This is a genomic window from Streptomyces sp. 17_S59, assembly GCF_056930295.1.
On sequence record NZ_JBXOWD010000001.1, the window covers coordinates 354,370 to 377,702 of the forward strand.

The following is a 23,333-nucleotide window of genomic DNA, read 5'->3' on the forward strand; positions in this document are numbered from 1 at the left end:
AATCGGGGGTAAGTGCTGTGAAACGGCTACGTCTTGTCTCATTCCTCACCGTTCCCGCGCTGCTCTTCGGCGCGGGCACGGTCGGCTGCTCGACGGCCGCGAAGAAGGTCGCCGCCGAAGTCGCCCTGGAAGCCGTCGGTGCGATCGCCGCGAACGCCTTCTTCGAGAACCCCGGCGTCGACGTACGGGGGGTCTCCGCCGCGCCCCAGGGCGGCGGGACCACGGCGGGCGACTCCCGTGGCGCGTTCGGCGGCACGCGGAGCAAGACCCAGTGCGACAAGGCGAAGCTGATCAAGAACCTCACGAGCGACGCCGTCAAGGCGAAGGCCTGGGCCGAGGCGCGCGGCATCGCCTTCGACAAGATATCCGTGCACATCGAGAGCCTGACCTCGGTGGTGCTGCTGAACGACACGCTCGTCAAGAACCACAACTACCAGGGCAACGGAAAGACGGTCGAGTACCTGTCGGTGCTGCAGGCGGGCATGGCGGTGCTGGTCGACGCGTACGGCGAGCCGGCTGTCAAGTGCAACTGCGGCAACCCGCTGCGGGAGCCCGACGACATCGACCGCAAGGCCTCGACCTACCAGGGGCAGCAGTGGCAGGGCTTCCAGCGCACGCAGATCACGATCGTCGTGCCGAGGCCCGAAAAGAAGGGCCCGCTCAAGAGCATCACGCTGGTGGACCCGTATCAGCAGGACAAGGGCTTCGACCGCGGGGTGGGCAGCAGCGGAAAGGACGACTCGGGGACGTTCACGGTGCCGAGGCCGACACCGTCGGGTTCGGGCACGGCGTCGGGGTCGGCATCGACACCCGGGCCCGAGGACAGTGCGTCGCGGACGGGCGGATCCACGGGATCGCCGAGCACCGGATCGTCGAGCAGCGGTGCGTCGAGCAGCGGTTCCTCGGGCTCCCGGTCGCCGGGCACGAAGTCCCCCGGCACGAAGTCTCCGGGCTCGAAGTCCCCGGGCTCGAAGTCCCCGGGCTCGAAGTCCCCGGGCGGCGGCTCGTCGACCGCGGGAGGAACAGGCGGCGGCACATCCACCAGGGAGCCCTCTCCGAGGAGTTCCAGGGGCTCCTCGGACACGACGAGGACGAGCGCGCCGCCCAAGTCGTCCGTACCGTCGGCCGCCGAGGTGGCCCCTCCATCCGCGGAGAAGCCACCGGCACGGAAGCCTGAATCCGAAAGGCCCGCATCGGAGAAGCCACCGGCGGGTATCCCCTCGGCCGAGAAGCCCTCGGCTGCGAAACCGGCCTCTCCGGCCGGTGGACAGGCTTCCGGCTAGGGCCGGCAGGCTTACGGGAAGGGGCGGGGTGGGGAAAGAAACCCCCACCCCCGCTCGAAGTGCCCCTCCGTCACCTCGTACGTAGGACTCGCATACAGCCCCCGCGCCCTCTTCCCTGCATCCGGATGCGGCTGACGGCACAGCCGCTCGGCAAGGTCCCGCAGCTCCGCCATCACCGGCACCGATGCCCCCAGCATCCCCGGCCGCCCGCCGAACCCCGCCTCCAGCACGCACAGCAGCCGTGCGTACACCTCGTTGAAGCGTTCCGCGGCCTCCCGCACCGCACTGCCGGCCGGGTAGTCGGCGGCCTTCGCCGCGGGGTCGATGGGGTAGACGTCCTGCCAGGTGACGTCGAGGGCGGGCCCGGTCGGTCCGCCCGCGGGCGTGTCGTGCGGCCCGTACGTCCGCTCCCGCAGGATCTCGTCGAAGCGGAAGTAGTGCGCGGGCTGCCGGGTCTCGCCGAAGAGCCGGTCGTCGGAGTCGAAGACGCTGCGGTCGGCGCCCTCGCCCTGTTCGGTGATGGTGCGCAGGGCCTTGAGCGCGGAGGCCAGGCCGGTGACGGGAAAGACCTCGCCGCCGGAGTTGTAGAAGTCCTCCGGGCCCACCTGCCGTGCAGGGTCGCCGCGGAACAGCTCGCGCTCGCCCAGCCCGTCCGCCAGGCGGAGCACTCCCTCGCGGATGGTGTTGTAGAACTGCCCGACGGAGGTCCAGCCATCGTGGTCCGCCACCGAGGGATGCCCGGGGGCCTCGGCCGCGTAGGCGGGCCGCTCGATGCGGAGGAAGGTCTTCAGTGCCTTGACGCCGAAGTGGCGCAGGGCGACGGGCACGTCGTCCCGGCTGTAAGGCAGCCGGGCAGGGTAGCCGGTGACGAACTGCGAGTCGGCCACGCGGGGCGTTCCGTCGACGGCGTTGAGGAGGTTGGCGACGAGCGTCATGTGCAGCATCTCCTCGAGCACGACGCCCCGGATGACGTAGAAGGCGGGCCGGTTGGTGCCGGGGCGCAGCGTGTACATCGCCGTCAGGTAGGGCGGGACGGTGAGGTGTTCGAGGGTCAGCGCGGCCTGGAGGAAGAGCTGCAGTTCGGCCCGGTCGCGCGGCACGTGGAAGGGGGGTTCGTGGAGGCGGGCGAGTCGGGTCACGGCCGTTCTCCCGCGGCCGGGCGCACGACGGCGGTGGCGGCGGCGAGGTCCGCCGGCCGGTGCAGCTCCCTCAGGTCGCGGTCGATCCGCTCGCAGCTGCGCAGGGCGAGGGCGGCCATGGTGAGGGAGGGGTTGGAGGTGCCGACGGAGGGCATGCTGCCGCAGCCCACGGCGTAGAGGTTGGGGTGGTCCCAGCAGCGCTGCCACCGGTCGACCACGGAGTCGTCGCGCGAGTCGCCCATGATGTGGGTGCCGGCGGCGTGCCCGGCCCCGTTGACGACGAAGTCGCTGCCGTCGAAGCGGAACCAGCCGGGTGAGAAGGGCCCGGGGGCGTAGGCGGTGTGGTCCTCGGCGCCGAGCAGCCGGAAGATCTGGTCGGAGACGGCCTTTGCGGCGGCGATTCCGCGCTTCACGCGGTCGGAGAGGTCGTAGGTGATGACGGGCCGCGGGTTGCCGAGCCGGTCGCGCAGGCGCGGGTCGACGGTCACCCGGTTGCGGCTCTCGGCGTCCTGTTCCATGGCGAACTGGAGGCTGAACTGGCGGCCGATGCCCGCGCCCAGCGCCTGGCGCAGCCGGGTGCCGAACAGGCCCTGGCCACGCGGCCGGCCGGTGTCCCCGGTGATGCCGAGCAGCCGGGCCACGTCGGCGGCCGGGGAGCCGGCGGGCCAGCTCCAGCCCCAGTTGGCGATCTCGATCCGGAAGGGTGCGCGGGTGCGCCGGGCGGGGCCGGTGCGGAAGCCCTCCAGACCGGAGGTGGATCCGGGGCCGCGGAAGGGGCCCACGGGGTGGTCGAGGAGCCCCCAGGTGAGCAGGGTGGGGTGGTCCATGAGGTTGCGCCCGACCTGTCCGCTGTGGTCGGCAAGGCGGGAGACGAGGAGGAGTTTGGCGTTCTCGATGGCGTGGGCGGCGAGGACGACGACGTCCGCCTCCGCGGTGTGGGTGGTGGGCACGGGGTGGGCGGGGTCGTCGTACCGCCGGTACTCGACGCCGAGGGCGCGGCCGTTGCCGTCGGCGAGGACCCGGCTCACCACGGCGCGGGCGAGGAGCGTGACCCGGTGGCTCCAGCGGGCCTGGGTCTTGAGCGGGTGGTACTTGGCCTGTACGGGGCAGATCGGCACGCAGAAGGCGTTGCCGGCGCAGCGCTCGCCGTAGTCGGGCAGCCCGACGGCGCCCGCGGGCCGGTAGCCGTGGCCGCCGTCGTGGGCCTGCTCGGGGGTGCTGTTGCGGGCGTGCGGGGTGGTGACCACGCGCAGGGTGGTGGCCTGGGGTGCGTCGGGGGTCTCCCGGAGCGCGATGCCGTCGAGGCGTGCGGCGAGCACCGAGTCGAGGTAGCTGCGGGGGATCTTGCGCATGGGGTAGCGGTAGCCGGGTGGAAAGGGCAGGCCGATGGCGTCGCTCTGCTCGGCGGCGTCGCCCGCGACGCCCAGTTCGTGCTCGGCGGCGCGGTAGTGGGCCTCCAGGTCGTCGTAGCCGAGCGGCCAGTCGCGGCCGTAGCCGTAGGTCCGGTGGGTTGCGAAGTCGTCCGGGTGCATGCGCGGTGTCAGGCCCATCCAGTGCAGGGCGGTGCCGCCGGTCGCGCGCAGGTAGTCGCTGCCGTAGGGCAGGGGTCCGTTCTGGACGAAGTAGCCGTGGGCGCGGTAGCCGCCGCCCGGCTGGCCCTCCAGGTCCAGCACGCTCGGGGAAGGGGCGGCCTCGTTGGGCCGGTACGGGGCGTTGGGGACCTTGGCGGGGGCGGAGTAGGCGGTGTTCAGGGCGTCGAGGTGGCCGGGCCAGGTGTCGAGGGTGCGGGTGCCGGCCTCCAGGACGAGGACGTGCCAGCCGCGGTCCCCCAGCTGCTTGGCGACCAGGGAGCCGGCGAGTCCGGCGCCCACCACGATCACGTCGTACCGCCGGTCCCGGGACGGCGGCCCGGCGGTCACCGGTCCTCCCCCTGCGAGGCGGGGGCGTCCGGCGGCGGGTCGGCCCAGGTGCCGAAGCCGGGTGCCTTGGCGCCTTGGGGGTGGCCGTGGAAGGTCCGCCAGACGAGGCCCTCGGTGTAGGCCTCGGGCGAGACGGTGAAGGCGGCGTTGGGTTTCTCCCGGCCGAGCGCGGAGTGGACGGCCCGGGAGAGCTGGGGCCATACGCCCAGGTACCAGAGGTGGGTGATGGCCCGGGCGATGTCGCGCGAGATCTCGTCGTCGATCGCCTCGGGGTCTCCCCCGGCGGCGGCCAGGTCGTTGAGGAAGCGGCCCACGGCCTCGCGGCCGACCTGGTCGATGGTGGTGTCGTGGTAGAGCCGGACCATTCCGGTGGACCGCAGGTCGAACTCGTCGAAACCGGTGAGGCGCACGGACACGTCGACGAACCCGGCGCATTCCGGAGGGACTTCGACCGGTTCGGGCGGAGGCGCTGACTTGTTGATATCCATCCCCGTTACCACCCCATCTATGTGACTGCACCGCATTTCTAGCGGAGAGTCCACTATGAGGTGAAGAGGCGTGAACACCCCTTCACCTCTTGGGGGGTTGAGGCGAGATGAGGATATCGACGCGAGTGGCGCCTAACGCTGCACGAGGTCGCTGGGGTCGGTGTTGGCCCCGCACACCACCACGGCCACCGTTTCGCCTGCGGCGGGAGTGTAGGCGCCCGGTGCGTCGCCCGGGCGGCCCGGCAGCGCCGCGAGGGCGGTGGCCGCCGCGTGCTCGACGGCGAGCCGGCGATCGTCCCAGAGCATCTGCCGGGCCCGTACGATCGCGCTGTCCGGGACAAGCACGGAGCGCACGCTCTCGTCCTGCGCGACGGCCAGGGCCGTTTCGGAGACCCGGCGGGCGCCGAGCGCATCGGCCGCCACGGAGTCCACGGCCACATCGACCACGCGCCCGGCCTGCAGGGCGGCGTTCAGCGCACGGCAGTTCCCGGGTTCGACGCCCACGGTGCGGATCCCGTGCGGGCGGGCCGCGGTGGCCACGCCCGAGAGGAGCCCGCCGCCGCCGACCGCCACGACGACGGTGTCCAGGCCGGGGATCCGCTCGCGGATCTCGTCGACGAGGGTGCCCGCCCCGGCCGCGATCAGCGGGTGGTCGTAGGCGTGACTGGCCAGGGCGCCCGTGGTGCGGGCGAACTCCTCGCAGGCGGCCAGCGCCTGGGCGTACTCGGTGCCGACCAGCCGGACGTCGGCGCCGTAGCCGCGGAGCTTGGCGACCTTGACGTGGGGGGCGTTCTCGGGCAGGAACACGGTGGCCCGCACCCCCAGCCGCTGCGCGGCCCAGGCGCAGGCCAGCCCCGCGTTGCCGCCCGAGGCGATGGTGACCCCGGCCTGCGGCAGCGTGCCGGCCTCGCGGTGTGCGGCGAGGAAGTTGTGGGCGCCGCGGGCCTTGAAGGAACCGGTGTACTGCATGTGCTCCAGCGCCAGCCACAGGCCGGGCCGCGCCGGGGTGACGGTGACGGGCCGCGTGTGCCCGGCCACGCGCTCGGCGGCCCGCTTGACGTCGTCGTAGGTGAGGCGGTGCACGGCGGCGGCTCCTCGGGAGAGTCGGTCGATGGTCGGTGCGGGGCGTCGGAAAAGTCCCCCCGTGTGACGATACGCGCGGGCGTGACGCACCCTCAGGCCGCCCCCAGCAGAATCTCCGCCGCCTCCCGCGCCTGCTCCGCCGTGCCCGGGTCCCCCGATACGGCCGCCGTCGCGATCGCCCCCTCCGCCAGCAGCAGGAGCTGGTCGGCCAGTGCCGCGGGAGCCCCCGCCTCGGCCGCGATCCGCCCGAGATAGCGCCGGAACGCCTGCTTGTGCACCCGCGCCGCCTCCGCCACCGCCGGGGAGGCGGCCCCCAGCTCCCCGAAGGAGTTCACGAAGGCGCACCCGCGGAAGCCGGGCTCCGCGAACCACGAGCCCAGCCAGTCGAAGACCGCGAGCACCCGCTCCGGCCCGGCGGGCCGGGCGTCGGCGTACGCCTCCAGCGACTGCCGCCACGTCTCGTCCCGGTGCCGCAGGTACGCCTCGACGAGCGCCTCCTTGGAGGGGAAGAGCTGGTAGAGCCGCTTGAGGGACACCCCCGAGGCCGTCCGGATCGCGTCCATGCCCACGGCCTGCAGCCCCCGGGCGTAGAACAGCTCCCCGGCCGCGTCGAGGACCCGGGCCCCGGCCGCGTCCAGCGCTGCCGACGTCATGCCGCCGCCACCTCTCCTTGCATGAGAACCATCGTTCTCCTACGCTACCGCACACCGAGGAGAACGCACGTTCTCCACTTCGCCCGGCTCCGGAAGGAGAGCGCCGTGCCCCTGTCCCGACGCAGGCCCCCGTACCCCCCGTTCACCGCAGAGACCGCCCTCGAGAAGGTCCGGGCGGCCGAGGACGCCTGGAACAGCCGGGACCCCGAGCGGGTCGCCCTCGGCTACACCGAGGACTCCGAGTGGCGCAACCGCGACGTGTTCCTGACCGGCCGCGAGGCGATCGTGGCCTTCCTGCGCGAGAAGTGGCGGCGCGAGCTGGACTACCGGCTGCGGAAGGAGCTGTGGGCCTTCACCGACGACCGCATCGCCGTGCGCTTCGCGTACGAGTGGCACGACGCGGCGGGCCGGTGGTACCGCAGCTACGGCAACGAGAACTGGGAGTTCGACGCCGACGGCCTCATGCGCCGCCGCTTCGCCAGTATCAACGACCTGCCCATCACCGCGGACGAGCGATGCGTCAGGACGTGGCGGGAGGATGCATCCCCAGCGGTGTGAGCTGCTCGATGTCGTAGCGGCGGCGCAGCTCGGCGATGGCCTCCTGGTCGACGTGCGGCCCCGAGCTGAGGATCTCGAAGAGTTCCTCGAAGTAGCGCTCGTGGTCCGGCGGCGGCGAGGCCTGGAAGAACATCCGGGCGGGTTCGCCCGTCGGGTTGGCGAAGGCGTGCGGGCACCCGGGCGGCACGACGATCACGGTGCCGGCCGTGGCCCGCACGCACCGCTGACCGCTCGCGGACTCCCACGCGCGCCAGTTCTTGCGCGTGCGGACGCGCGGTTCGAAGGCGAGGACGTCCAGCTCGCCCTCGAGGACGTAGAAGAGTTCCTCGCTGCGGGCGTGCAGATGGGCGCCGACGTCGAAGCCCGGCGGGACGACCACCTCGAAGCTGGAGGCCGCCCGCGAGTGCTCCCCGGTGACCTTGAAGGTGACCTGCTGGGCCGCCGTGACCAGGGTCCGGCCCTCGCCGGGGGGCACGACCAGGCCGTCGGGCGCGGTGATGAGCGTCATCGTGCGATGCCTTTCGGAGCGGCCGGAACGCCCGGAGCGGCGTTCACCAGGCGACGGGCAGGTTCTCCGGGCCCCGGATGAGCGCGTTGCGCTGCCACCGGACGTTCTCCACGGGCTCCGCCAGGTGCAGTTCCGGGAAGCGCCGCAGCAGGCTGGAGAGGATGATCTCGGATTCCAGCCGGGCGAGCATGGAGCCCAGGCAGAAGTGGGGCCCGTGGCCGAAGGACAGATGGGGGATGTGGTCCCGGTCGAAGTCCAGCTCGTCCGGGTGGTCGAAGATCTCGGGGTCGCGGTTGGCGGTCAGGTAGGACGAGTGCACCACCTCGCCCTCCCGGATCAGCACTCCGCCGACCTCGACGTCCTCCATGGCGATCCGGGCGAGCCCGACGGCGTTGCGGTGCGGGATGAAGCGCAGCAGCTCCTCGATGGCCTGCCGCAGCAGCCCGGGGTCGGAGCGCAGCCGCGCCAGGTGCCGGGGGTGGGTGAGCAGCGCGTAGACCATGTTGGCGCTGTTGTTGCGCACGGCATGGGCGGCGCTGGCCTGGATGAGCAGGGCGATGGCGACGGCTTCCTCCAGGCTCAGCTCGCCCTGGACGGTGGCCTCGGCGAGGTAGCCGGCGAGGTCGTCGCGCGGCTCCGCGCAGCGGCGGCGGAGCAGTTCGGTGAAGTAGCCCGCCATCCCGTTCTTGGCCCGCTCGCTGGCCTCCCGGCCGTAGCCCGCCGACAGCTGGACGTTCGTCCACTCGGCCATCTGCGGGCGGTCGGCCTCGGGCACACCCATCAGGTCGCTGATCACGGCCAGCGGCAGCGGCCCGTTCAGATGCTGCATCAGATCGGCGGGCGGGCCCTGCCGCTCCATCTCGTCGAGCAGCTGGTCGGCGGCCCGCTGGGCGCCCGGGCGCAGCCGCTCGAGGCTGCCTGCGGTGAACGCCTTCGCCACGGCCTTGCGCAGGCGGGTGTGCTCGGGCGGATCGGCGAAGCCCACGGCCTCGTCCAGCGGGATGAAGTGCGGGGCCAGCCTGGTGATCGGGCGGCCGAGCACCGCCTGCCGGCTGAAGCGGGGGTCGGAGGTGACGAACTTGACGTCTTCGTAGCGGGTCACGAACCAGGCGTGCCCCTCCCCGTTGGGCAGCTTGATCCGGGACACCGGCTGGTCCCGCAGCCGTTCGGCCATGAAGGGATCGAAGTCCAGCCCCCTGAGGTCCTGCACGTCCCAGAAACGCACGGGGTACTGGTCCGACGTTGATCCGGTCGTGGTCATCTCGGCTCCACCGCCCTGATATCGCCACGCTGTGCCGCTCTTGTCGAGCACATCTGTCCATTGGTCAGGCTCCCCGCAAACACACGGGCGCAGTGGACCGGCCCCGGGAAATCACCCGTCCGGACCAGCGGCGTCCGCATCCGGCTTCGCGGTACGGCCGTTTGCCTGAGTGACGGGCGTGGCACCGGCACGGCCGCGCGGCGACGGCCGAAGCTGTCCGCGCGCGGCAACCGGCCCCGACGGGTGCGGGAGCGCACCACGGTGAGGGAGTCGGAGTGGAGTACGGATCCGGCAGGCGCGCTAGGGGGTGTCCGGTGGGTCAGTGCGGGCCCCGCGGCGTCTGGTGCTGGGGGCACCTCCCAGCGGTAGCTGGGGGAGCATCGCAAGGCGGAGCATCACCCGCGTACTGGGCGTACTCGGGTGATGCGACAACGCGGCGAGGTGCCGTGCCAGGCGTCGCGGGGCCTGTGCCGACCCACCGGACACCCCCTAGGGGGCCGGGGTGAGCCGGCTGTGGGCGGCCCTGCTCGCGGCGCTGGTGACGCTGGCGGCCCCCGGCCCGGCACAGGGCCGCGAGCGCGATGCCGTGCGCGGGACGCCGTCCTCGCCGATCGTGGCGGCCGACCAGGCGACGCGGTCGGTGTACGTGCTGGACGCCGGGCGGACGCGCTGGGACGCCGGGGGCGACGACCCGGGCGTGCTGTGGTCGTGGAGCGCCGACGGGCGGGAGGAGCTGGCGGACCTGGATCCCGGCAGCACGTGGGCCAACCCGAGCGAGGTCAAGTTCCGGAAGCTGGCGGGCAGGCGCTATCTGCTGGCCACGGCCTCCGGCGGGCTGGCCGCCGTGGTCGGCTACCCGGACGCCGACGTGTACTGGGCGACCGACACCGGCCGGGGCAACGCCCACAGCATCGACCTGCTGCCCGACGGCAATGTGGCGGTGGCGGCCAGCACCGGCGGCTATGTGCGGCTGTACGCGGCCTCGGCGGGCCCGCGGGCCACCCGGCATGCCGAGGTGGCGCTCCCCGGGGCGCACGGCGTGCACTGGGACCCCGCCACCGGGCTGCTGTGGGCGCTGGGCAGCCGCCAGCTGATCGCGCTCAAGACGGGCGGCGAGGCGGACGATCCGGAGCTGACCGTCGTCGAGCGCGTCGCCCTGCCGAGCCGGAACGGCCACGACCTCGCGCCCGTGCTGAGCCGGCCGGGCCGGTTCTGGGTGACCACGGGCTCGGCGGTGTACCAGTACTCGACCGCACAGCGGGCCTTCGTGCCGTACGCCCTGCAGTCCCGCCTCAGCGGCCCGGGCGTCAAGAGCGTCGGGGACGACCCGAACACGGGGCAGGTGCTGGTCGCCCGGCCCGAGCCGGGCCACGACTGCACCTGGTGCACCAGCACGCTGATCCTGTACCAGCCGGACGGAACGCGGACGCTGCTGCACGGCGGGGTGTACAAGGCCCGCTGGTGGACCACCGCCCGCGGCTGAGGCGCGCGCAGGGGGTGTCCGGTGGGTGGGTGCGGGTCCTGCGGTGTCCGGTGCGGTGGATCGCAAGGCGGAGCATCATCCGCGTACCGGGCGTACTCGGGTGATGCGACAACGCGGCGAGGTGCCGTGCCGGGCGCCGCAGGGCCCGTGCCCACCCACCGGACACCCCCTCAACGGGCGACCGTGGGCGGCGCCTCCTGGAGGCGGGCGCGGACGTCGGCGGCGGCCTCCCGCCCGTCGGGCACCCGCTCCCACAGCGCGAGCAGGGTGGGGGCCAGCCGCTCCGCCCGGTCGCCGCTGTGCTGCCAGCAGTAGTGGGCCCGCTTCAGCGCCGCGAGGGCCTCGGCGTCCGTCGCGCCGCCCCGGGCCAGGCGGTTGGAGGCCGCGGACATCCACAGTTCGGCGGCGCGCGGGTGGTCGCCCGCCAGCCGGGCCAGGTCGGCGCGCACCTCGATCCACAGCCCCGCCTCGGGGCTGTGCGGGCCGTGCCGGCGCAGTGTCTGCTGCTCCCAGGCTGCCGCCATGGCGGCCGCCTCATTGTGCCGGCCGGCCTGCGCCGCGGCGAGGATACCCGGCAGCGGGTCCTCCTCCGCCTGCGGCGGCACCGGCGCGGCGGCGGGAGGCACGGCCACGGGAGGTGCGGCGGGGGCAGCCGGGGCGAGCGATGCGGGGGCCGGGGCGGCGCGGTTGGCGAGGACCGGTCCGGTGGCGCCGTACTGGAGGGCCAGGAAGCCCTCCGGCAGCTGGGCCTGAGTGAGCGCCAGCCGGTGCGGCAGCACGGGGTCCAGGGTGGGGCCGGCCGAGGGGTGGCCGACGGACAGGGCGGTGAGGAAGGCCCGGGTGTACGGCCCCGCTTCCAGGGACGGCTTGTCGGGAGTGGGGGTGACCACTCCGCACACCGTCAGGCCGCCGTCGAGGCGCCCGTCGTGGGCCGCGGCGGTCAGGTGGGGCCAGGCGTGGGCGTCCGCCTCGGCGTCCATGAGGAGGAGCGTGGGGCCCGCGTGGCCGCGCAGGGTGCGGGTGAGCCACTCCCAGGGCAGGCCGGTGTAGCGGACGGTCGCGGCGGTGCTCTCGCGCAGCGCCAGGTGCAGCTCGGTGCTGCGGCGGGTGGGCACCATCAGATGGCCGGTGACCCAGACCAGCAGCGGGCCGGGTGCCCGGGCCGCGTCCTGGAGGTAGGCGAGCACGCTCTGCGGGCCCGCCATGGCCGGAAGTTGCACCACGTCGGCCGAGTCGGCGGCGAGAAATCCACGCGGGCCGGCCCCGGCGATGGCGTGCGCGGTCGGATTCGGCAGCGCGCCCCGCCGCCGGTCGGGAGTGCCGTCCAGCAGCAGAACACAGCCATGGGTCCGGTGGTCCAACGCGTTCTTCCTTCCGGCCGGTGCGGGAGCCCGTCACGACGAGAGTCCGTGGCGCAACTCTAGGCGCCGGTCCCGAGGTCGCGGTCGGGTTTCCGTACCACTTCCGGCCACGGCCGCCGGATGTGCCCGGCACGGGCGGGCGCGTGGCCGGGCCGGCGCCGAGCGGTCCGGCCCCGTCCGGACCGCTCGGAGACGCACCGGGGCCCGGCTCAGCCCTCGGGGTGGAGGCCGCCCTCGGCGTGGACGGGCTCGGTGCTGTCCTCGGCGACGCTGCGGTTCATGGCCTTGCACAGCGGCACGTCGCCGGTGTTCTCCAGGAATTTCGCCGCCACCCAGGTACCGCGGTCCTTCAGCTGGTACCAGACGTTGTTGCCGTTGACCTCCTGTGCACGGACCTTGCAGCGCACGGCGACCTGGCTGCGGAACTTGAGTACTCCTCTCACGGCGGAGTCGGTGCTCGGGTACGAGCGCTCGTTGAGGCCGCCGGCCGCGGTGGCCGTGCCGTAGGGACGGGCGGGCGGGACGGCGTGGGCCGGGGCCGCCATCAGCAGCGAGCTGCCGAGGACGCCGGCTGCGAGGACGCCGGCCGAGACCTTTCTGCTGCTGAGCGCGAATGTCCTGAACATGGGAACTCCCTCGATGCGAAGTGGATCACGCATTGCCCAGGTTCCACACGAAATGTCGCCATAAACACAAATCCAGACGAAGACCCCGGTTGCCCCATGCTCCGTCAGCCGTCGTCCTTTCGGGCCCTGCTGGGCTGGACCCGTTTCGGCTCGCCCTGCATCTTCGGGTGCTCGGGCGGATAGGGCAGGTCCCCCAGCCCGTGCTCGCGCTCGTCGCGGTCGGCCAGGTCGAGCGCGGCCCGCAGGTCACAGGGGTGTTCGTCCATGCCCGCGTGCACATCGCCCAGCTCGGCGAAGCGGGCCGGCATGGTCGCCAGGTCGAAGTCCTCCGGGACGGCGCCGGGCAGCTCCTCCCAGCGCAGCGGCGCCGAGACGGGGGCGTTCGGGCGCGGCCGTACGGAGTAGGCGCTGGCGATGGTGCGGTCGCGGGCAGTCTGGTTGTAGTCGACAAAGATCCTTTTTCCGCGCTCCTCCTTCCACCAGGCGGTGGTGATCCGCTCCGGATCGCGCCGCTCCAGCTCCCGGGCCACGGCGATGGCCGCGCGGCGCACCTGGACGAAGGTCCAGCGGGGCGTGATGGGCACGAAGACGTGCAGACCGCGGCCGCCGGAGGTCTTGGGCCAGCCGGTCAGCCCGAGCCCGGCCAGCACGTCCCGCAGCTGGAGCGCGGCCCGTACCGCGTCGGCGTAGTCCGTGCCGGGCTGCGGGTCGAGGTCGATGCGCAGCTCGTCGGGGTGGTCGGTGTCGGTGCGCCGCACGGGCCAGGGGTGGAAGGTGATGCAGCCCAGGTTCGCGGCCCACAGGACGGCCGCGGTCTCGGTGGGGCAGATCTCGTCGGCGTGCCGGCCGCTGGGGAAGGAGATCCGGCCGGTGGGGATCCACTCGGGGAGGTTCTTGGGGGCCCGCTTCTGGAAGAAGGACTCCCCTGCCACTCCGTCCGGGTAGCGCTCCAGTGTGGTGGGCCGGTCCCTGAGGGCGCGCAGGATGCCGTCGCCGACGCTCAGGTAGTAGCGGGCGAGGTCGTACTTGGTGAACCCCCGCTCGGGGAAGTAGACCTTGTCCGGGTTGGACAGCCGAACGGTCCGCTCGCCGACCGTCAGCTCCAGCGTCTCTGCCATGCGTTCACGCTAGGCCGATCGTGCAGGGGGCGCCCGTCGGCGGGCGCAGGCCCGCGGCCGACCCCACAATCAAGATCATGGACCTTCCGGTGATGCCCCCGCTGGCGCCGATGCTGGCGAAGCCGGCGTCGGTCATCCCGCCGGGCATGCAGTACGAGGCCAAGTGGGACGGCTTCCGGTCGGTCGTCTTCCGGGACGGTGCCGAGATCGAGCTGGGCAGCCGCACGGGCAAGCCCCTCACCCGCTACTTCCCGGAGCTGGTCGACGCCCTGCTGCGGGAGCTGCCCGAACGCTGCGTCCTCGACGGGGAGATCGTCGTCGTCCGCGGCGGCCGCCTCGACTTCGACGCGCTGCTGGAGCGCATCCACCCCGCCGCCTCGCGCGTACGTCATCTGGCCGAGGCGACCCCGGCCTCGCTGATCGCCTTCGACTTGCTGGCCCTGGGGGACGCGACGCTGCTGGAGACGCCCCAGCGCGAGCGCCGCGAGGCGCTGACGGAGGCGCTGCGCGGCGTCCACGACCCCGTGTTCACCGCGCCCGTCACCTACGACCTCGACGTGGCGCGCGGGTGGTTCGAGCAGTTCGAGGGCGCCGGGCTGGACGGCGTGATCGCCAAGCCGCCCGGGCTGCCGTACCGGCCGGGGGAACGGGTCATGGTCAAGGTCAAGCACGAGCGGACCGCCGACTGCGTGGTGGCCGGGCTGCGCCTGCACAAGAGCGGGCCGGTCGTCGGCTCGCTGCTGCTCGGCCTGTACGACGCCACGGGCCAGCTGCAGCACGTGGGCGTCTGCTCCGCCTTCCCCATGCGCCGCCGCCAGGAGCTGATGACCGAGCTGGAGCCGCTGCGGATGCCCTCGGCCGCCGGGCACCCCTGGGAGGCATGGGCGAGCGCCGAGGCCCAGGCCGCGGGCCGGCTGCCGGGCGGGCCCAGCCGCTGGACGGGCAAGAAGGACCTGTCCTGGATCGCGCTGCGCCCGGAGCGGGTGGTCGAGGTCGCCTACGACCACATGCAGGGCGACCGCTTCCGGCACACCGCCCAGTTCCGCCGCTGGCGCCCGGACCGGGAGCCGGAGCAGTGCACGTACGCCCAGCTGGAGGAGCCGGTCGGCTACGACCTGGGGCAGGTCCTGGGCACCGGATGAGTCGTCCGGAGCAACGACTCCCCGCGCAGCACCCGAAATCACGGCCTCACGTGTCGGCATATTTCAAGCTGTTATGAACGCTGGATCTCCTGCATCTTCGTCTGCACCTTCGTCGGGAAGACGGGAAGAGGTGGCGCTCATGACCGGGACCCTTGCGACCCGCTTCGTCAGCGGCGCACGGCGCGGAGCCGTCGTGCTGGCGTGCGCGAGCGTCGTCTGCCTGCCGCGGATCGCGGGCCAGGCCGCGGCGACGGACACCGGCGACGGCCCCGAGTCCCCGTTCTGGGTGCAGCCCGCGGGCCGGGCGGACCGGCAGGTGGAGGCGTGGGAGGAGCGGGGGCGCGAGTCGGACGCGGAGGCCGTGCGGCGCATCGCCGAGCAGCCGACGGCCGTGTGGATGAGCGGCGACGACCCCCGGCAGCGGGTCGAACAGGTCGCCGAAGAGGCCGAGCGCGAAGGCCGGATCCCCTTGCTGGTGGCCTACAACATCCCGCACCGCGACTGCGGCCAGTACTCCTCCGGCGGGGCACGGGACGCCGATGCCTACCGCCGCTGGGTGGCCCGGGCGGCGGCCGGCATCGGCGATCACCGGGCGTGGGTGGTGCTGGAACCCGACGCCGTCGCCCAGTGGGCCTCGGGCTGCGTGCCCAAGGACACGGCGGAGGAACGGCTCGCGCTGCTGGCGGACGGGGTGCGGGCGTTCAAGGAACGGCCGGGGGTGTCGGTCTACGTCGACGCGGGCAACGCGGGCTGGATCTCCGATCTGGCGCTGCTGGCCGGCGCGTTGAAGAGGGCGGGGGTGGAGCAGGCCGACGGGTTCGCGCTGAACATCTCCAACTTCCACACCACGGAGGTCACGCGCGAGTACGGCAACCGGCTCTCGGACCTGCTGGGCGGTGCGCACTACATCGTCGACACCAGCCGCAACGGCAACGGGCCGCTGCCGGCGGGGGCGTCCCCGGCTGATGAGTCGTGGTGCAATCCGCCCGGCCGGACGCTGGGGACGCCGCCGACGACGGCGACCGGTGACGGGCGGATCGACGCGTTCGTGTGGGTGAAGCGGCCGGGTGAGTCGGACGGCACGTGCCGGGGGGCTCCGCAGGCGGGGCGGTGGTGGCCGGAGTATGCGCTGGGGTTGTCGCAGGGGGCGGGGCCGGAGGCGGCGGCTGGGCGTTGAGGGGGCTTTTCCCCTACCCGCCCCTTCCCGTAACCGGGGGCAGAGCCCCCGGTTACGGGAAGGGGCGGGTAGGGGAAAAACAACCGGCACCCCCTACCGCACATGCACCCACGCCGCCCCCGACGGCGTCCCCTCCCGGTCCGTCACGAACAGCATGTACCAACCCCCCGGCACCAGCGCCGGATCCGCCGGGATCGTCGCGAACAGCCGGTCCCCCCGCACAGTCCCCGCCAGCGCAATCGACCGCTGCTCCACATCCGTCGCATGCGTCACCGCACTCGGCCGCATCAGCCGAATCGTCGACGCCTCCACCGCATCCACCCCCACCAGGGGAACCGTCGCACCGCGCTCCGTCTCCACGGGCCCCGCGGCCCCCGTGGGCCGGTGTGCGCGGAACAGATACGGCGGGGTGTAGACCTCGATGCGCTTCTCGAAGCCGCCCACGCGGGTGTCGTCCTTGTCCGCGAACAGCGGGTTCGAGCCGAAGACCGCGATCCGCCCGTCCGGCAGCAGCAGCGCCTCCGTGTGGTAGTCGCGGCCCACCGCGGGCGCCGCGGCGGTGCTGAACGCACGCCGTCCCGGGTCGTAGAACTGGGCCCGCAGGATGTCCGAGCCGCGCTTGCCCCGGTAGTCGCCCGAGCCGCCCGTGGTGAAGACCCGGTCGTCCGGGGTGAGGACGGCGTTGAGGTAGCGCGTGGCGCGCGGGAGGTCGGGGCCGGGGGCGTAGCGGGGGGCGATGCCGCTCAGGTCGGCGATGGCCGTGCGGCTGCTGGACCCGTGCGACTCGCCCACTCCGCCGCCGCCCAGGATCATCACCTTCTGGTCCTGGGCCGGGGGCAGCAGCACCGAGGCGGAGGTCTCCGTCATGTCCTGCTCGGGGAGGCCGGGCACGGGGACGAAGGTGTTGTGCTCGACGTCCCAGAGGCCCGGCGTGCGGCCCTTGTCGGCGGGCCCGTAGCCCGCGTTGGAACCGGAGTAGAAGAGGCGCCCGCTGCCGGTGAGGAACAGGGCCGGGTAGGTGGGGAAGTACCGCTCCGGGCCGCGGGACCAGGTGCGGGTCCTGGGATCGTAGATCTCGTTCTTGCCGGGGATGATCTCGCCCATGTCGTCCAGCCCGGACACGGTCAGGACGCGCCCGTCCCGCAGTGTGACGAGGGTCGGGTACCAGCGGGCTTCCGCCATGGGGTCGACGGGGATGTAGCGCTCGGCGACGGGGTCGAACTCGTAGGCGTCCCGGAGCCCCTGGAAGTCCTTCTTGTCCAGGCCCAGTTTGGCCGCGAGGCCGTACACGTCGCGGGCGTCCTTGCCGGTCAGTCCCGCGATGCGGTACTGACCGGCGGTGTTGGCGATGCCGCGCTCACCCTCGGTGGCCGCCTCCACGTACACCCTGGCCTGGGAGGCGGTCACCGTGACCTTCTTGCCGACGCCGACGGCCTTCCCCGCACGCGGCACCAGGACCGGCTGCTGCGAGCGGTACTCCTTGCCCGACGAGCCCACGAAGACGGTGCCCGCGGGGAGGAACCTGGGGGCGTCCGGGTTCTCGTTCTTCACCAGCATCGCGCCGCCGGCCCGCTTGACGTCACCGGTGAGCTTCTCGTAGCGGGCGGTGCCGCCCGCCACCAGCAGGTGCCCGTCGGGGAGCTGGGCGTGACCGGCGCAGAACATGTCCTTGGGGGTGGGCACCTCCTTGAAGGTGTTGCGCTCCGGATCCCACAGCACGCTCTGGAAGGTGCCCGCCCTGAAGTTCTTCTCGTCGTTGCCGGATCCCGCGATCAGCAGCACCTTTCCGGTGTGCAGCAGCGCGGCGTGGATGGCGTTGATGCGGAACCGCTCGGGGACGTCCACCACGTCCCAGTGCCCGTAACGGACCTTGTACGACTTCTGATTGATCGTGTACTGGTGCCAGGCCCGCTCCGCGAACCCGGTGGCAACGGGGGCGTTGGCCGCGACCAGGCCCAGGACGGCCGCGGTGCCCAGGGCCGTCCTGCGCATCTTCGCACTCGGGGGGAACTTCACCGCATGCACTTCCCTCACGTCGGCCGGCGCTGCCCCACGGGCCGTGAGACGCCCGGTGCGGGCGCCGGGGCGGGTACGCGGCCCGCCGTCCGCCGCCCCTGCCACAGCCCGCTCCGCCACACGACCGGCGGGCCGAGCGCGGTGACCAACGCCAGCAGGGCCCAGGTCCGCATGGCGGTGTGGGCGTGGCCCAGCAGCCACGAGGCGGCCAGCGCCAGGGCGAACACCCCCGCCCACACCAGGTGGGTGCGGAAGGTCCTCACGCAGTCGGGGCTGGCGGAGTCGCCCTTGGGGGTCACCACGAACCGTGAGCGACGCCTGAGCAGTGCCTGGCCGAGCGACCGGGCGTACAGCGGCGCGGAGAGGGCGGACATCACCATTCCCGCCGCCCCGGAGGAGCCGGCCGGTTCGTGCGGGCTGACGTTGTGGCGGCGGTTCCAGAGGTACAGCCCGATCTGGAGGGCCGCCGCGTCGCAGTAGAGCATCAGCCACAGCTGTGACTCGACCGCGATCCCCGACGCCCCGAGCCCCAGGAACAGCACGCAGGTCAGGGCACCCAGCAGCCAGTTGAGCGCCGTCATCGGGTAGTAGGCGACCATGAACGAGTAGTTGAGCAGCCGGCCGGGCGAGAGGTGCCGCGCCGCCCGCCAGAACTGGCACAGCAGCGTCTCGTAGGTGCCGCGCGACCAGCGCAGCTGCTGGGAGAAGTAGTCCGTCCACGTCGAGGGCCCCTCCCCGACGGCGAGCACGTCGGGGGTGTAGACGGACTTCCAGCGCCGGCCGGTGGCGGGGTTGCGGCGCCGGTGGATCTCCAGGCCCGTCGCCATGTCCTCCGTGATCGAGTCGTAGAGGCCGCCGATCTGGCGGAGCACGCTGATGCGTACGCAGTTGCTGGTGCCCACGAACATGGGGCAGCCGTAGGCGTTTCCGGCCCGCTGGATCAGCGCGTGGAAGAGGAACTGCTGGCTCTCTGCGGCCTTGGTGACGGCCGTCGTGTAGTTGCCGTACACCTGGGGGCCGACCACGAACGCCACGTCCGGGTCGCGGAAGTAACCCAGCATGCGTTCGAGGAAGTTGGGCAGCGGCACGTGGTCGGTGTCCACGACGGCCATGAACTCGTACGCGTCGCCGTGCGCGTCCAGCCAGGCGTTGTAGTTGCCGTGCTTGGTGCGGGCACGGAAGCAGCCGGAGGGCCGGTTCCAGCGGGCGATCCCCTTGCGGGAGAAGTGCCGTACGCCCATCCTCTCGCAGAGCCGCCTGACCTCGGGGTCGTCGCCCTCGTCCAGCAGCCAGACGTCCAGCGGCCCGTCGTGCTCGACGCGCACCGCGCCCTCGAGCGTCGCCCGGACCGTGGACAGCGGCTCCTTGCCCGGTACGAAGCTGGTCAGGAACGCCACGCGGGTGCCCGGCCGGGCCCGTACCGGCACCGGGTCCCTGGCCACCCAGGTGGCGTGGGCGTTGGAGGCGACGTTGACCACCCGGAACAGCTCGATCAGGCCGATCGAGACGAGCATGGCGGTGTCGGCGCCACGCTCCCAGTCGCTCACGTAGGGCCGGTGGAGCCAGTGCTCGGGGGACATCAGCCAGAGCAGGAGCGTCACGGAGACCAGGGGCGCCGCGGCCACCAGGAGCATCACGCCCGCCCCGCCGCTCTTCTTCCGGCTCAGCAGGCGCCGGTAGCGCACCCGGTAGTCGCCGCCGGGCGGCGGCTCGGTCAACTCCCCGGCGAGCCTGCTGAATCCGGCGTAGTCGTAGCCCTGCGGGCCGCCGCTGCCCGGCCCTGCCGTTCCGGACGATCCCGGTCCGCGCGGACCGCTGCCTCCTGCGCCGCTGCCCGGGGTGCCGCCGTCGGGGGCCGGAATGCCGGGGACGCCGGCTCCGGACACGCTCGGGGCAGGGCAGCCGCGGGCCGCCGCGAGCCGGGCCGCGCTTGCCGGAATCGTCATCACACACCCCCAGCCGCACGAGGACACGGGACAAGGCGCCCATCCGGGCACTGCTGTACACACACCGAAAACAGTGGAAAAAACCTAACAACCCGGATCTCTGATCATGTGACAACCGCACCGCACCCCGTCCCCTCATCACCCGCTCGGCGGGCGGGGTCCCGGCGCGGCGGGGTGCCCTAGGGGGTGCCTGGCGGGTGGGTGCGGGCCCTGCGGTGTCCGGTGCTGGGGGCACCTCCCAGCGGTAGCTGGGGGAGCATCGCCCTCGGACTGGGCGTCCGTGGGTGATGCGACAACGCAGCGAGGTGCCGTGCCGGGCGCCGCAGGGCCTGTGCCCACCCGCCGGGCACCCCCTAGAATTGCGGAACTCCTCAATTCACCGGATGCGCGGGCAGTGCAACGATCCGCACAGGGGGCCGCCGTGAGTGCGTTCGCCGAAGCGATGCGGGAGCGGGTGCGCGCCGCGCGGGCCGCTCTGGCGGAGGCGCAGGCCGCCGGGGACGTCTTTGCGGCGGCCGTGGCGGAGGACGAGCTGGAAGACGCGCTCCGGCTGGCGCGGGCCCACGGCGTCGAGACCGAGAGCGAGTGATCGCGGACGGCTGACCGCGACCGGGCCGGGACGGGCTACAGGTCGTTTCCGGCGTAGGACAGGTTGAAGCTCTTGTTGGCGAGCGGGAAGTCGGGAACGATCGTGTCCGCCAACGCCACCGGCAGCGCGGGCCAGTTGAAGAACGACGGATCGGCGATCTTCACCCGGCCCAGCTCCGCCCCGGGCCCCAGCTCGACGCGCGTGGTGATCGTGCCGCGCCAGCCCTCGACGATGCCCACGCCGGAGCGGGCTCCCGGCCGCTCCGGGCCGGGCAGCGGCAGCCGGGCCGCCACGAAGCCGGGTTCAAGGCCGTCCGCGAAGTGCTCCACGAGGGCCAGAGAGGCGTCGATCTCCTCCGCCCGCACCAGGAACCGGGCCAGGACGTCGCCCCTGGTGTGCACCGGGACGGCGAGGGCGGACCCGTAGTCGCAGAACGGGTGCGCGACCCGGGCGTCGGCGGCCAGCCCGCTGGCCCGGGCCACGTATCCGAGGCAGCCCAGGTCCCGGGCCGCCGCCGGGGCCAGGCGGGCCGTGCCCGTGAAGCGGTCCCGGACGGTGGTGTGACCGAGGGCGAGCGTCACGATGGAGCGGATGTCGTCGCCGAGGGCCCGCAGCCGGGCCGCCGGGGGCACCGCCCTCAGGGCCGTGCCGCCCAGGACGACGCCGCCGCGCAGCAGCCGGTGGCCGGTGACCTCGCGGTTGAGCCGCAGCAGCTGCTCCCGCACCCGCTGGGCCTGGGCGTTGAGGATGCCGTGGCCGACGTCGTTGCACAGCGCGCCGAGGTCGGCCACGTGGTTGTGGAGGCGTTCGAGTTCCAGCAGCAGCGCGCGGGCGCGCCGGGCGTCGTCGGGCACCCCGGCGCCGAGCGCCTCCTCCACGGCCAGGCAGTAGGCGAGGGCGTGCCCGACGGCCGTGTCACCGCTGACGCGCTCCGCCAGCGGCAGGCCGCGCTCGGGCGTACGCCCCTCGAAGAGCTTCTCGACGCCCTTGTGGACGAACCACAGCCGGGCCTTGAGCTTGATGATCGTCTCGCCGACGACGGAGAACCGGAAGTGGCCCGGTTCGATGAGTCCGGCGTGCACCGGGCCGACGGGGATCTCGTAGACGCCGTCGCCCTCCACCTCCAGGAAGGGGTAGGGCCCCTCGGGCTCGGCGAAGGGCGGCGGGGGCCCGGCGTCGGGGAGCATCGGATACCAGCCGCGGGGCCAGTGGAAGTGCCGCACCAGGCGGTGCGGCAGCGGATGGCCCAGCGGGACGATCCCGTACAGGTCCCGCATCTCGCGCTCGAACCGGCCGCCCGGGAAGGAGACATGGGCCACCGTGGGCAGTCCGGGCGCGTCCGGGCCGAGGCGTACGTGCACTTCCGTACGGGTGTCGGGCGGGCCGGAGACGAAGAGGTGGACCACGCGGAAGGAGCCGCCGCCGCGCTCCCCGGCCGGGTCGTGGTGGGCGGCGACCAGCGCGAGGCGGTGCCCCGCACCCAGCAGTTCGGCGCATTGCGTGGGCAGTTCGGCAGGGGTCGCCTCGATCACCGTGCGGGGTACGGGCGGATGCACGGTCACGGTCAGCGCCCTCCGACGATCCCGGCCGCGGCGGCCAGCAGACCGGTGAGCGGCCCGGTGGCGAGCCCGAGCCCGGCGCACAGCAGCAGCCCGGCGACGAGCGGCAGCCCCGCGGCGAAGCCGAGCCGTTCCGGCGGGGCGCCCGTGGGCGGCGGGCCGAGCAGCATGCGAGCCGTACGGATGCCCAGCGCGGCGAAGGCGGTCAGCACCAGCACCAGCGCGCAGGCCACGGGCAGGCCCATGCCCGCGGCGAAGGCCGCGCGGACCAGACCCACTTCGGCGGCGAACAGGCCGAAGGGCGGCAGGCCGAGCAGGGCCAGCACGGCCAGCCCGAAGACGGTACCCAGGGCGGGTGCCCCGGCCAGCAGCCCGCGTACCCGCCCGATGCGCGAGGTACCCTGCAGCCGCAGGATGTGTCCCGCGGCGCAGAAGGCCACCGCCTTGGCCAGCCCGTGGCACAGGATGTGCAGGAGCACGGCGGAAGCCGCGAGGGGCGTGCCCACGGCGGCGCCGAGGGCGATCAGGCTCATGTGCTCCATGCCGGAGTAGGCGAGCATCCGCTCGTAGTCGCGCTGGCCCAGCAGCAGGGCCGCGGCGACGGCCAGGGTGAGCAGGGCCGTTCCGGCGAGCAGGGCACGGGTGTAGCCCGTGCCCAGGGCGGCGTCCGCGATCACCTTGTAGCGCAGCAGCGCGGCGAAGGCGACCGAGGAGAGCACCCCCGACATCAGCGCGGCCACCGGGGCGGGGGCCTGGCCGTACGCGTCGGGCAGCCAGGCGTGCAGGGGTGCCAGCCCGGCCTTGGCGCCGAAGCCCAGGACGACCAGGCCGGTGCCCAGCCGGGTGACGGCCGGGTCGAGGGACCCGGCCCGCCGCTCCAGGGCCGCCCAGTCCAGCGCGTACGCCTCGGAGATGCCGGCCTGCCGGGCGGCGTAGTAGAGGAGCACGGTGCCCAGGAGGGCCAGCGCGATCCCGGCCGAGCAGATCACCATGTATTTCCAGGCGGCCTCCACGGAGGCGCGGGTGCGGTGGTGGCCGACGAGGAACGCGGTGAGGATCGTGGTGGCCTCGATGGCGATCCACACCACGCCGAGGTTCGCGGCCAGCACCGCGGTGCTCATGGCGGCGAGGAAGGCGTGGACGAGGGCGTGGTAGCGCCGTGCGGCGCGGGCGTCGCGGGCCGGCTGGCCCGGGCTCGCCGCGCACGCGAGGGTGGCGACCGCGCCCACGGCGAGCAGCATCCACACGCTCAGCGCGTCGGCACGCAGCAGCCGGCCGTAGACGGTGGCGGGGCCGTGCCGGGTGACGGCTGCGGCGAGGCCGGCGCTGCAGGCGAGGACGGTGAGGGGGGAGAGGAGGCCGAGCCAGGCGGTGAGGGGGTGGATTTTCCCCGATCCCGCCCCTTCCCGGCTGTACCGATTTGC

Annotated in this window: 20 protein-coding genes; 6 read left to right on the forward strand and 14 right to left on the reverse strand. The window is 73.3% G+C overall.

Annotated elements, in window-relative coordinates; genetic code table 11:
• Window positions 1-17: 17 nt before the first annotated feature.
• Complete coding sequence (locus tag AC1Z4A_RS01615; RefSeq protein ID WP_483676007.1) at window positions 18-1,283, forward strand: DUF6777 domain-containing protein; 1,266 nt, start codon at window positions 18-20, stop codon at window positions 1,281-1,283.
• An 11-nt stretch (window positions 1,284-1,294) separates the two neighbouring features.
• Here the strand turns inward: AC1Z4A_RS01615 and AC1Z4A_RS01620 are convergent, their stop codons facing one another.
• From AC1Z4A_RS01620 to AC1Z4A_RS01640, 5 genes are all read right to left on the reverse strand, one after another.
• Window positions 1,295-2,422, reverse strand: coding sequence for a ferritin-like domain-containing protein (locus tag AC1Z4A_RS01620; protein WP_483676008.1), 1,128 nt, complete (start codon window positions 2,420-2,422; stop codon window positions 1,295-1,297).
• Window positions 2,419-4,341: a GMC family oxidoreductase gene (locus tag AC1Z4A_RS01625; RefSeq protein ID WP_483676009.1), complete on the reverse strand. Its 1,923-nt coding sequence runs from the start codon at window positions 4,339-4,341 to the stop codon at window positions 2,419-2,421. Before AC1Z4A_RS01625 ends, AC1Z4A_RS01620 begins: the two co-directional genes overlap by 4 nt.
• Window positions 4,338-4,757, reverse strand: a complete 420-nt coding sequence (locus AC1Z4A_RS01630; protein WP_483676010.1) for a hypothetical protein — start codon at window positions 4,755-4,757, stop codon at window positions 4,338-4,340. The genes AC1Z4A_RS01625 and AC1Z4A_RS01630 overlap by 4 nt, the downstream gene beginning before the upstream one ends.
• A gap of 204 nt (window positions 4,758-4,961) precedes the next feature.
• A complete protein-coding gene (locus tag AC1Z4A_RS01635) occupies window positions 4,962-5,912 on the reverse strand; it encodes a serine/threonine dehydratase (RefSeq protein WP_483676011.1) in 951 nt (316 codons plus the stop codon).
• Window positions 5,913-6,004: 92 nt separating this feature from the next.
• On the reverse strand, window positions 6,005-6,565 hold the full coding sequence (locus tag AC1Z4A_RS01640; RefSeq protein ID WP_483676012.1) for a TetR/AcrR family transcriptional regulator: 561 nt from the start codon (window positions 6,563-6,565) through the stop codon (window positions 6,005-6,007).
• 111 nt (window positions 6,566-6,676) lie between these two features.
• Between AC1Z4A_RS01640 and AC1Z4A_RS01645 the strand changes: the two genes are divergently transcribed.
• A complete protein-coding gene (locus AC1Z4A_RS01645) occupies window positions 6,677-7,123 on the forward strand; it encodes a nuclear transport factor 2 family protein (protein ID WP_483683474.1) in 447 nt (148 codons plus the stop codon).
• On the opposite strand, the gene AC1Z4A_RS01650 is transcribed toward AC1Z4A_RS01645, so the two are convergent.
• Window positions 7,086-7,631, reverse strand: coding sequence for a cupin domain-containing protein (locus tag AC1Z4A_RS01650; protein ID WP_483676013.1), 546 nt, complete (start codon window positions 7,629-7,631; stop codon window positions 7,086-7,088). The genes AC1Z4A_RS01645 and AC1Z4A_RS01650 overlap by 38 nt on opposite strands.
• Window positions 7,632-7,674: 43 nt before the next feature.
• Window positions 7,675-8,892, reverse strand: coding sequence for a cytochrome P450 (locus AC1Z4A_RS01655; protein WP_483676014.1), 1,218 nt, complete (start codon window positions 8,890-8,892; stop codon window positions 7,675-7,677).
• A 502-nt stretch (window positions 8,893-9,394) separates the two neighbouring features.
• Here AC1Z4A_RS01655 and AC1Z4A_RS01660 point away from each other — a divergent pair.
• Window positions 9,395-10,375 carry a DUF6528 family protein gene (locus AC1Z4A_RS01660; protein WP_483676015.1) on the forward strand — a complete coding sequence of 327 codons (981 nt, stop codon included), beginning with the start codon at window positions 9,395-9,397 and terminating at the stop codon, window positions 10,373-10,375.
• Between the two features lie 170 nt (window positions 10,376-10,545).
• On the opposite strand, the gene AC1Z4A_RS01665 is transcribed toward AC1Z4A_RS01660, so the two are convergent.
• The 3 genes from AC1Z4A_RS01665 to ligD form a co-directional block, all read right to left on the reverse strand.
• Complete coding sequence (locus AC1Z4A_RS01665) at window positions 10,546-11,736, reverse strand: hypothetical protein (protein WP_483676016.1); 1,191 nt, start codon at window positions 11,734-11,736, stop codon at window positions 10,546-10,548.
• A 209-nt stretch (window positions 11,737-11,945) separates the two neighbouring features.
• Window positions 11,946-12,362 (reverse strand): SH3 domain-containing protein, encoded by a 417-nt coding sequence (locus tag AC1Z4A_RS01670; RefSeq protein WP_483676017.1) that lies wholly within the window; start codon window positions 12,360-12,362, stop codon window positions 11,946-11,948.
• Between the two features lie 104 nt (window positions 12,363-12,466).
• On the reverse strand, window positions 12,467-13,480 hold the full coding sequence (gene ligD, locus AC1Z4A_RS01675; protein ID WP_483676018.1) for a non-homologous end-joining DNA ligase: 1,014 nt from the start codon (window positions 13,478-13,480) through the stop codon (window positions 12,467-12,469).
• A gap of 77 nt (window positions 13,481-13,557) precedes the next feature.
• On the opposite strand from ligD, the gene AC1Z4A_RS01680 reads away from it, so the two are divergent.
• Entirely contained in the window at window positions 13,558-14,622 is a 1,065-nt protein-coding gene (locus AC1Z4A_RS01680; RefSeq protein WP_483676019.1) for an ATP-dependent DNA ligase, read from the forward strand.
• Window positions 14,623-14,761: 139 nt separating this feature from the next.
• Window positions 14,762-15,799, forward strand: coding sequence for a glycoside hydrolase family 6 protein (locus AC1Z4A_RS01685; RefSeq protein ID WP_483676020.1), 1,038 nt, complete (start codon window positions 14,762-14,764; stop codon window positions 15,797-15,799).
• 93 nt (window positions 15,800-15,892) lie between these two features.
• Here AC1Z4A_RS01685 and glxA read toward each other — a convergent pair whose 3' ends face one another.
• Both glxA and AC1Z4A_RS01695 read right to left on the reverse strand, forming a co-directional pair.
• A complete protein-coding gene (gene glxA, locus AC1Z4A_RS01690) occupies window positions 15,893-17,815 on the reverse strand; it encodes a radical copper oxidase GlxA (protein ID WP_483676021.1) in 1,923 nt (640 codons plus the stop codon).
• A gap of 14 nt (window positions 17,816-17,829) precedes the next feature.
• Window positions 17,830-19,761 carry a glycosyltransferase family 2 protein gene (locus tag AC1Z4A_RS01695; protein ID WP_483676022.1) on the reverse strand — a complete coding sequence of 644 codons (1,932 nt, stop codon included), beginning with the start codon at window positions 19,759-19,761 and terminating at the stop codon, window positions 17,830-17,832.
• 421 nt (window positions 19,762-20,182) lie between these two features.
• On the opposite strand from AC1Z4A_RS01695, the gene AC1Z4A_RS01700 reads away from it, so the two are divergent.
• On the forward strand, window positions 20,183-20,350 hold the full coding sequence (locus AC1Z4A_RS01700; protein ID WP_483676023.1) for a hypothetical protein: 168 nt from the start codon (window positions 20,183-20,185) through the stop codon (window positions 20,348-20,350).
• Between the two features lie 35 nt (window positions 20,351-20,385).
• Here the strand turns inward: AC1Z4A_RS01700 and AC1Z4A_RS01705 are convergent, their stop codons facing one another.
• Both AC1Z4A_RS01705 and AC1Z4A_RS01710 read right to left on the reverse strand, forming a co-directional pair.
• Window positions 20,386-21,912, reverse strand: coding sequence for a hydrogenase large subunit (locus tag AC1Z4A_RS01705; protein ID WP_483676024.1), 1,527 nt, complete (start codon window positions 21,910-21,912; stop codon window positions 20,386-20,388).
• A gap of 2 nt (window positions 21,913-21,914) precedes the next feature.
• Window positions 21,915-23,150, reverse strand: a complete 1,236-nt coding sequence (locus AC1Z4A_RS01710) for a proton-conducting transporter transmembrane domain-containing protein (RefSeq protein WP_483676025.1) — start codon at window positions 23,148-23,150, stop codon at window positions 21,915-21,917.
• Window positions 23,151-23,333: the final 183 nt, after the last annotated feature.

Coding starts and splice junctions, on each gene's coding strand:
- AC1Z4A_RS01640 (WP_483676012.1), bottom strand. CDS start 6,565: ATGACGTCGGCAGCGCTGGACGCGGCCGGGGCCCGGGTCCTCGACGCG.
- AC1Z4A_RS01650 (WP_483676013.1), bottom strand. CDS start 7,631: ATGACGCTCATCACCGCGCCCGACGGCCTGGTCGTGCCCCCCGGCGAG.
- AC1Z4A_RS01655 (WP_483676014.1), bottom strand. CDS start 8,892: ATGACCACGACCGGATCAACGTCGGACCAGTACCCCGTGCGTTTCTGG.
- AC1Z4A_RS01670 (WP_483676017.1), bottom strand. CDS start 12,362: ATGTTCAGGACATTCGCGCTCAGCAGCAGAAAGGTCTCGGCCGGCGTC.
- ligD (WP_483676018.1), bottom strand. CDS start 13,480: ATGGCAGAGACGCTGGAGCTGACGGTCGGCGAGCGGACCGTTCGGCTG.
- AC1Z4A_RS01680 (WP_483676019.1), top strand. CDS start 13,558: ATGGACCTTCCGGTGATGCCCCCGCTGGCGCCGATGCTGGCGAAGCCG.
- AC1Z4A_RS01685 (WP_483676020.1), top strand. CDS start 14,762: ATGACCGGGACCCTTGCGACCCGCTTCGTCAGCGGCGCACGGCGCGGA.
- AC1Z4A_RS01695 (WP_483676022.1), bottom strand. CDS start 19,761: ATGACGATTCCGGCAAGCGCGGCCCGGCTCGCGGCGGCCCGCGGCTGC.
- AC1Z4A_RS01710 (WP_483676025.1), bottom strand. CDS start 23,150: ATGCTGCTCGCCGTGGGCGCGGTCGCCACCCTCGCGTGCGCGGCGAGC.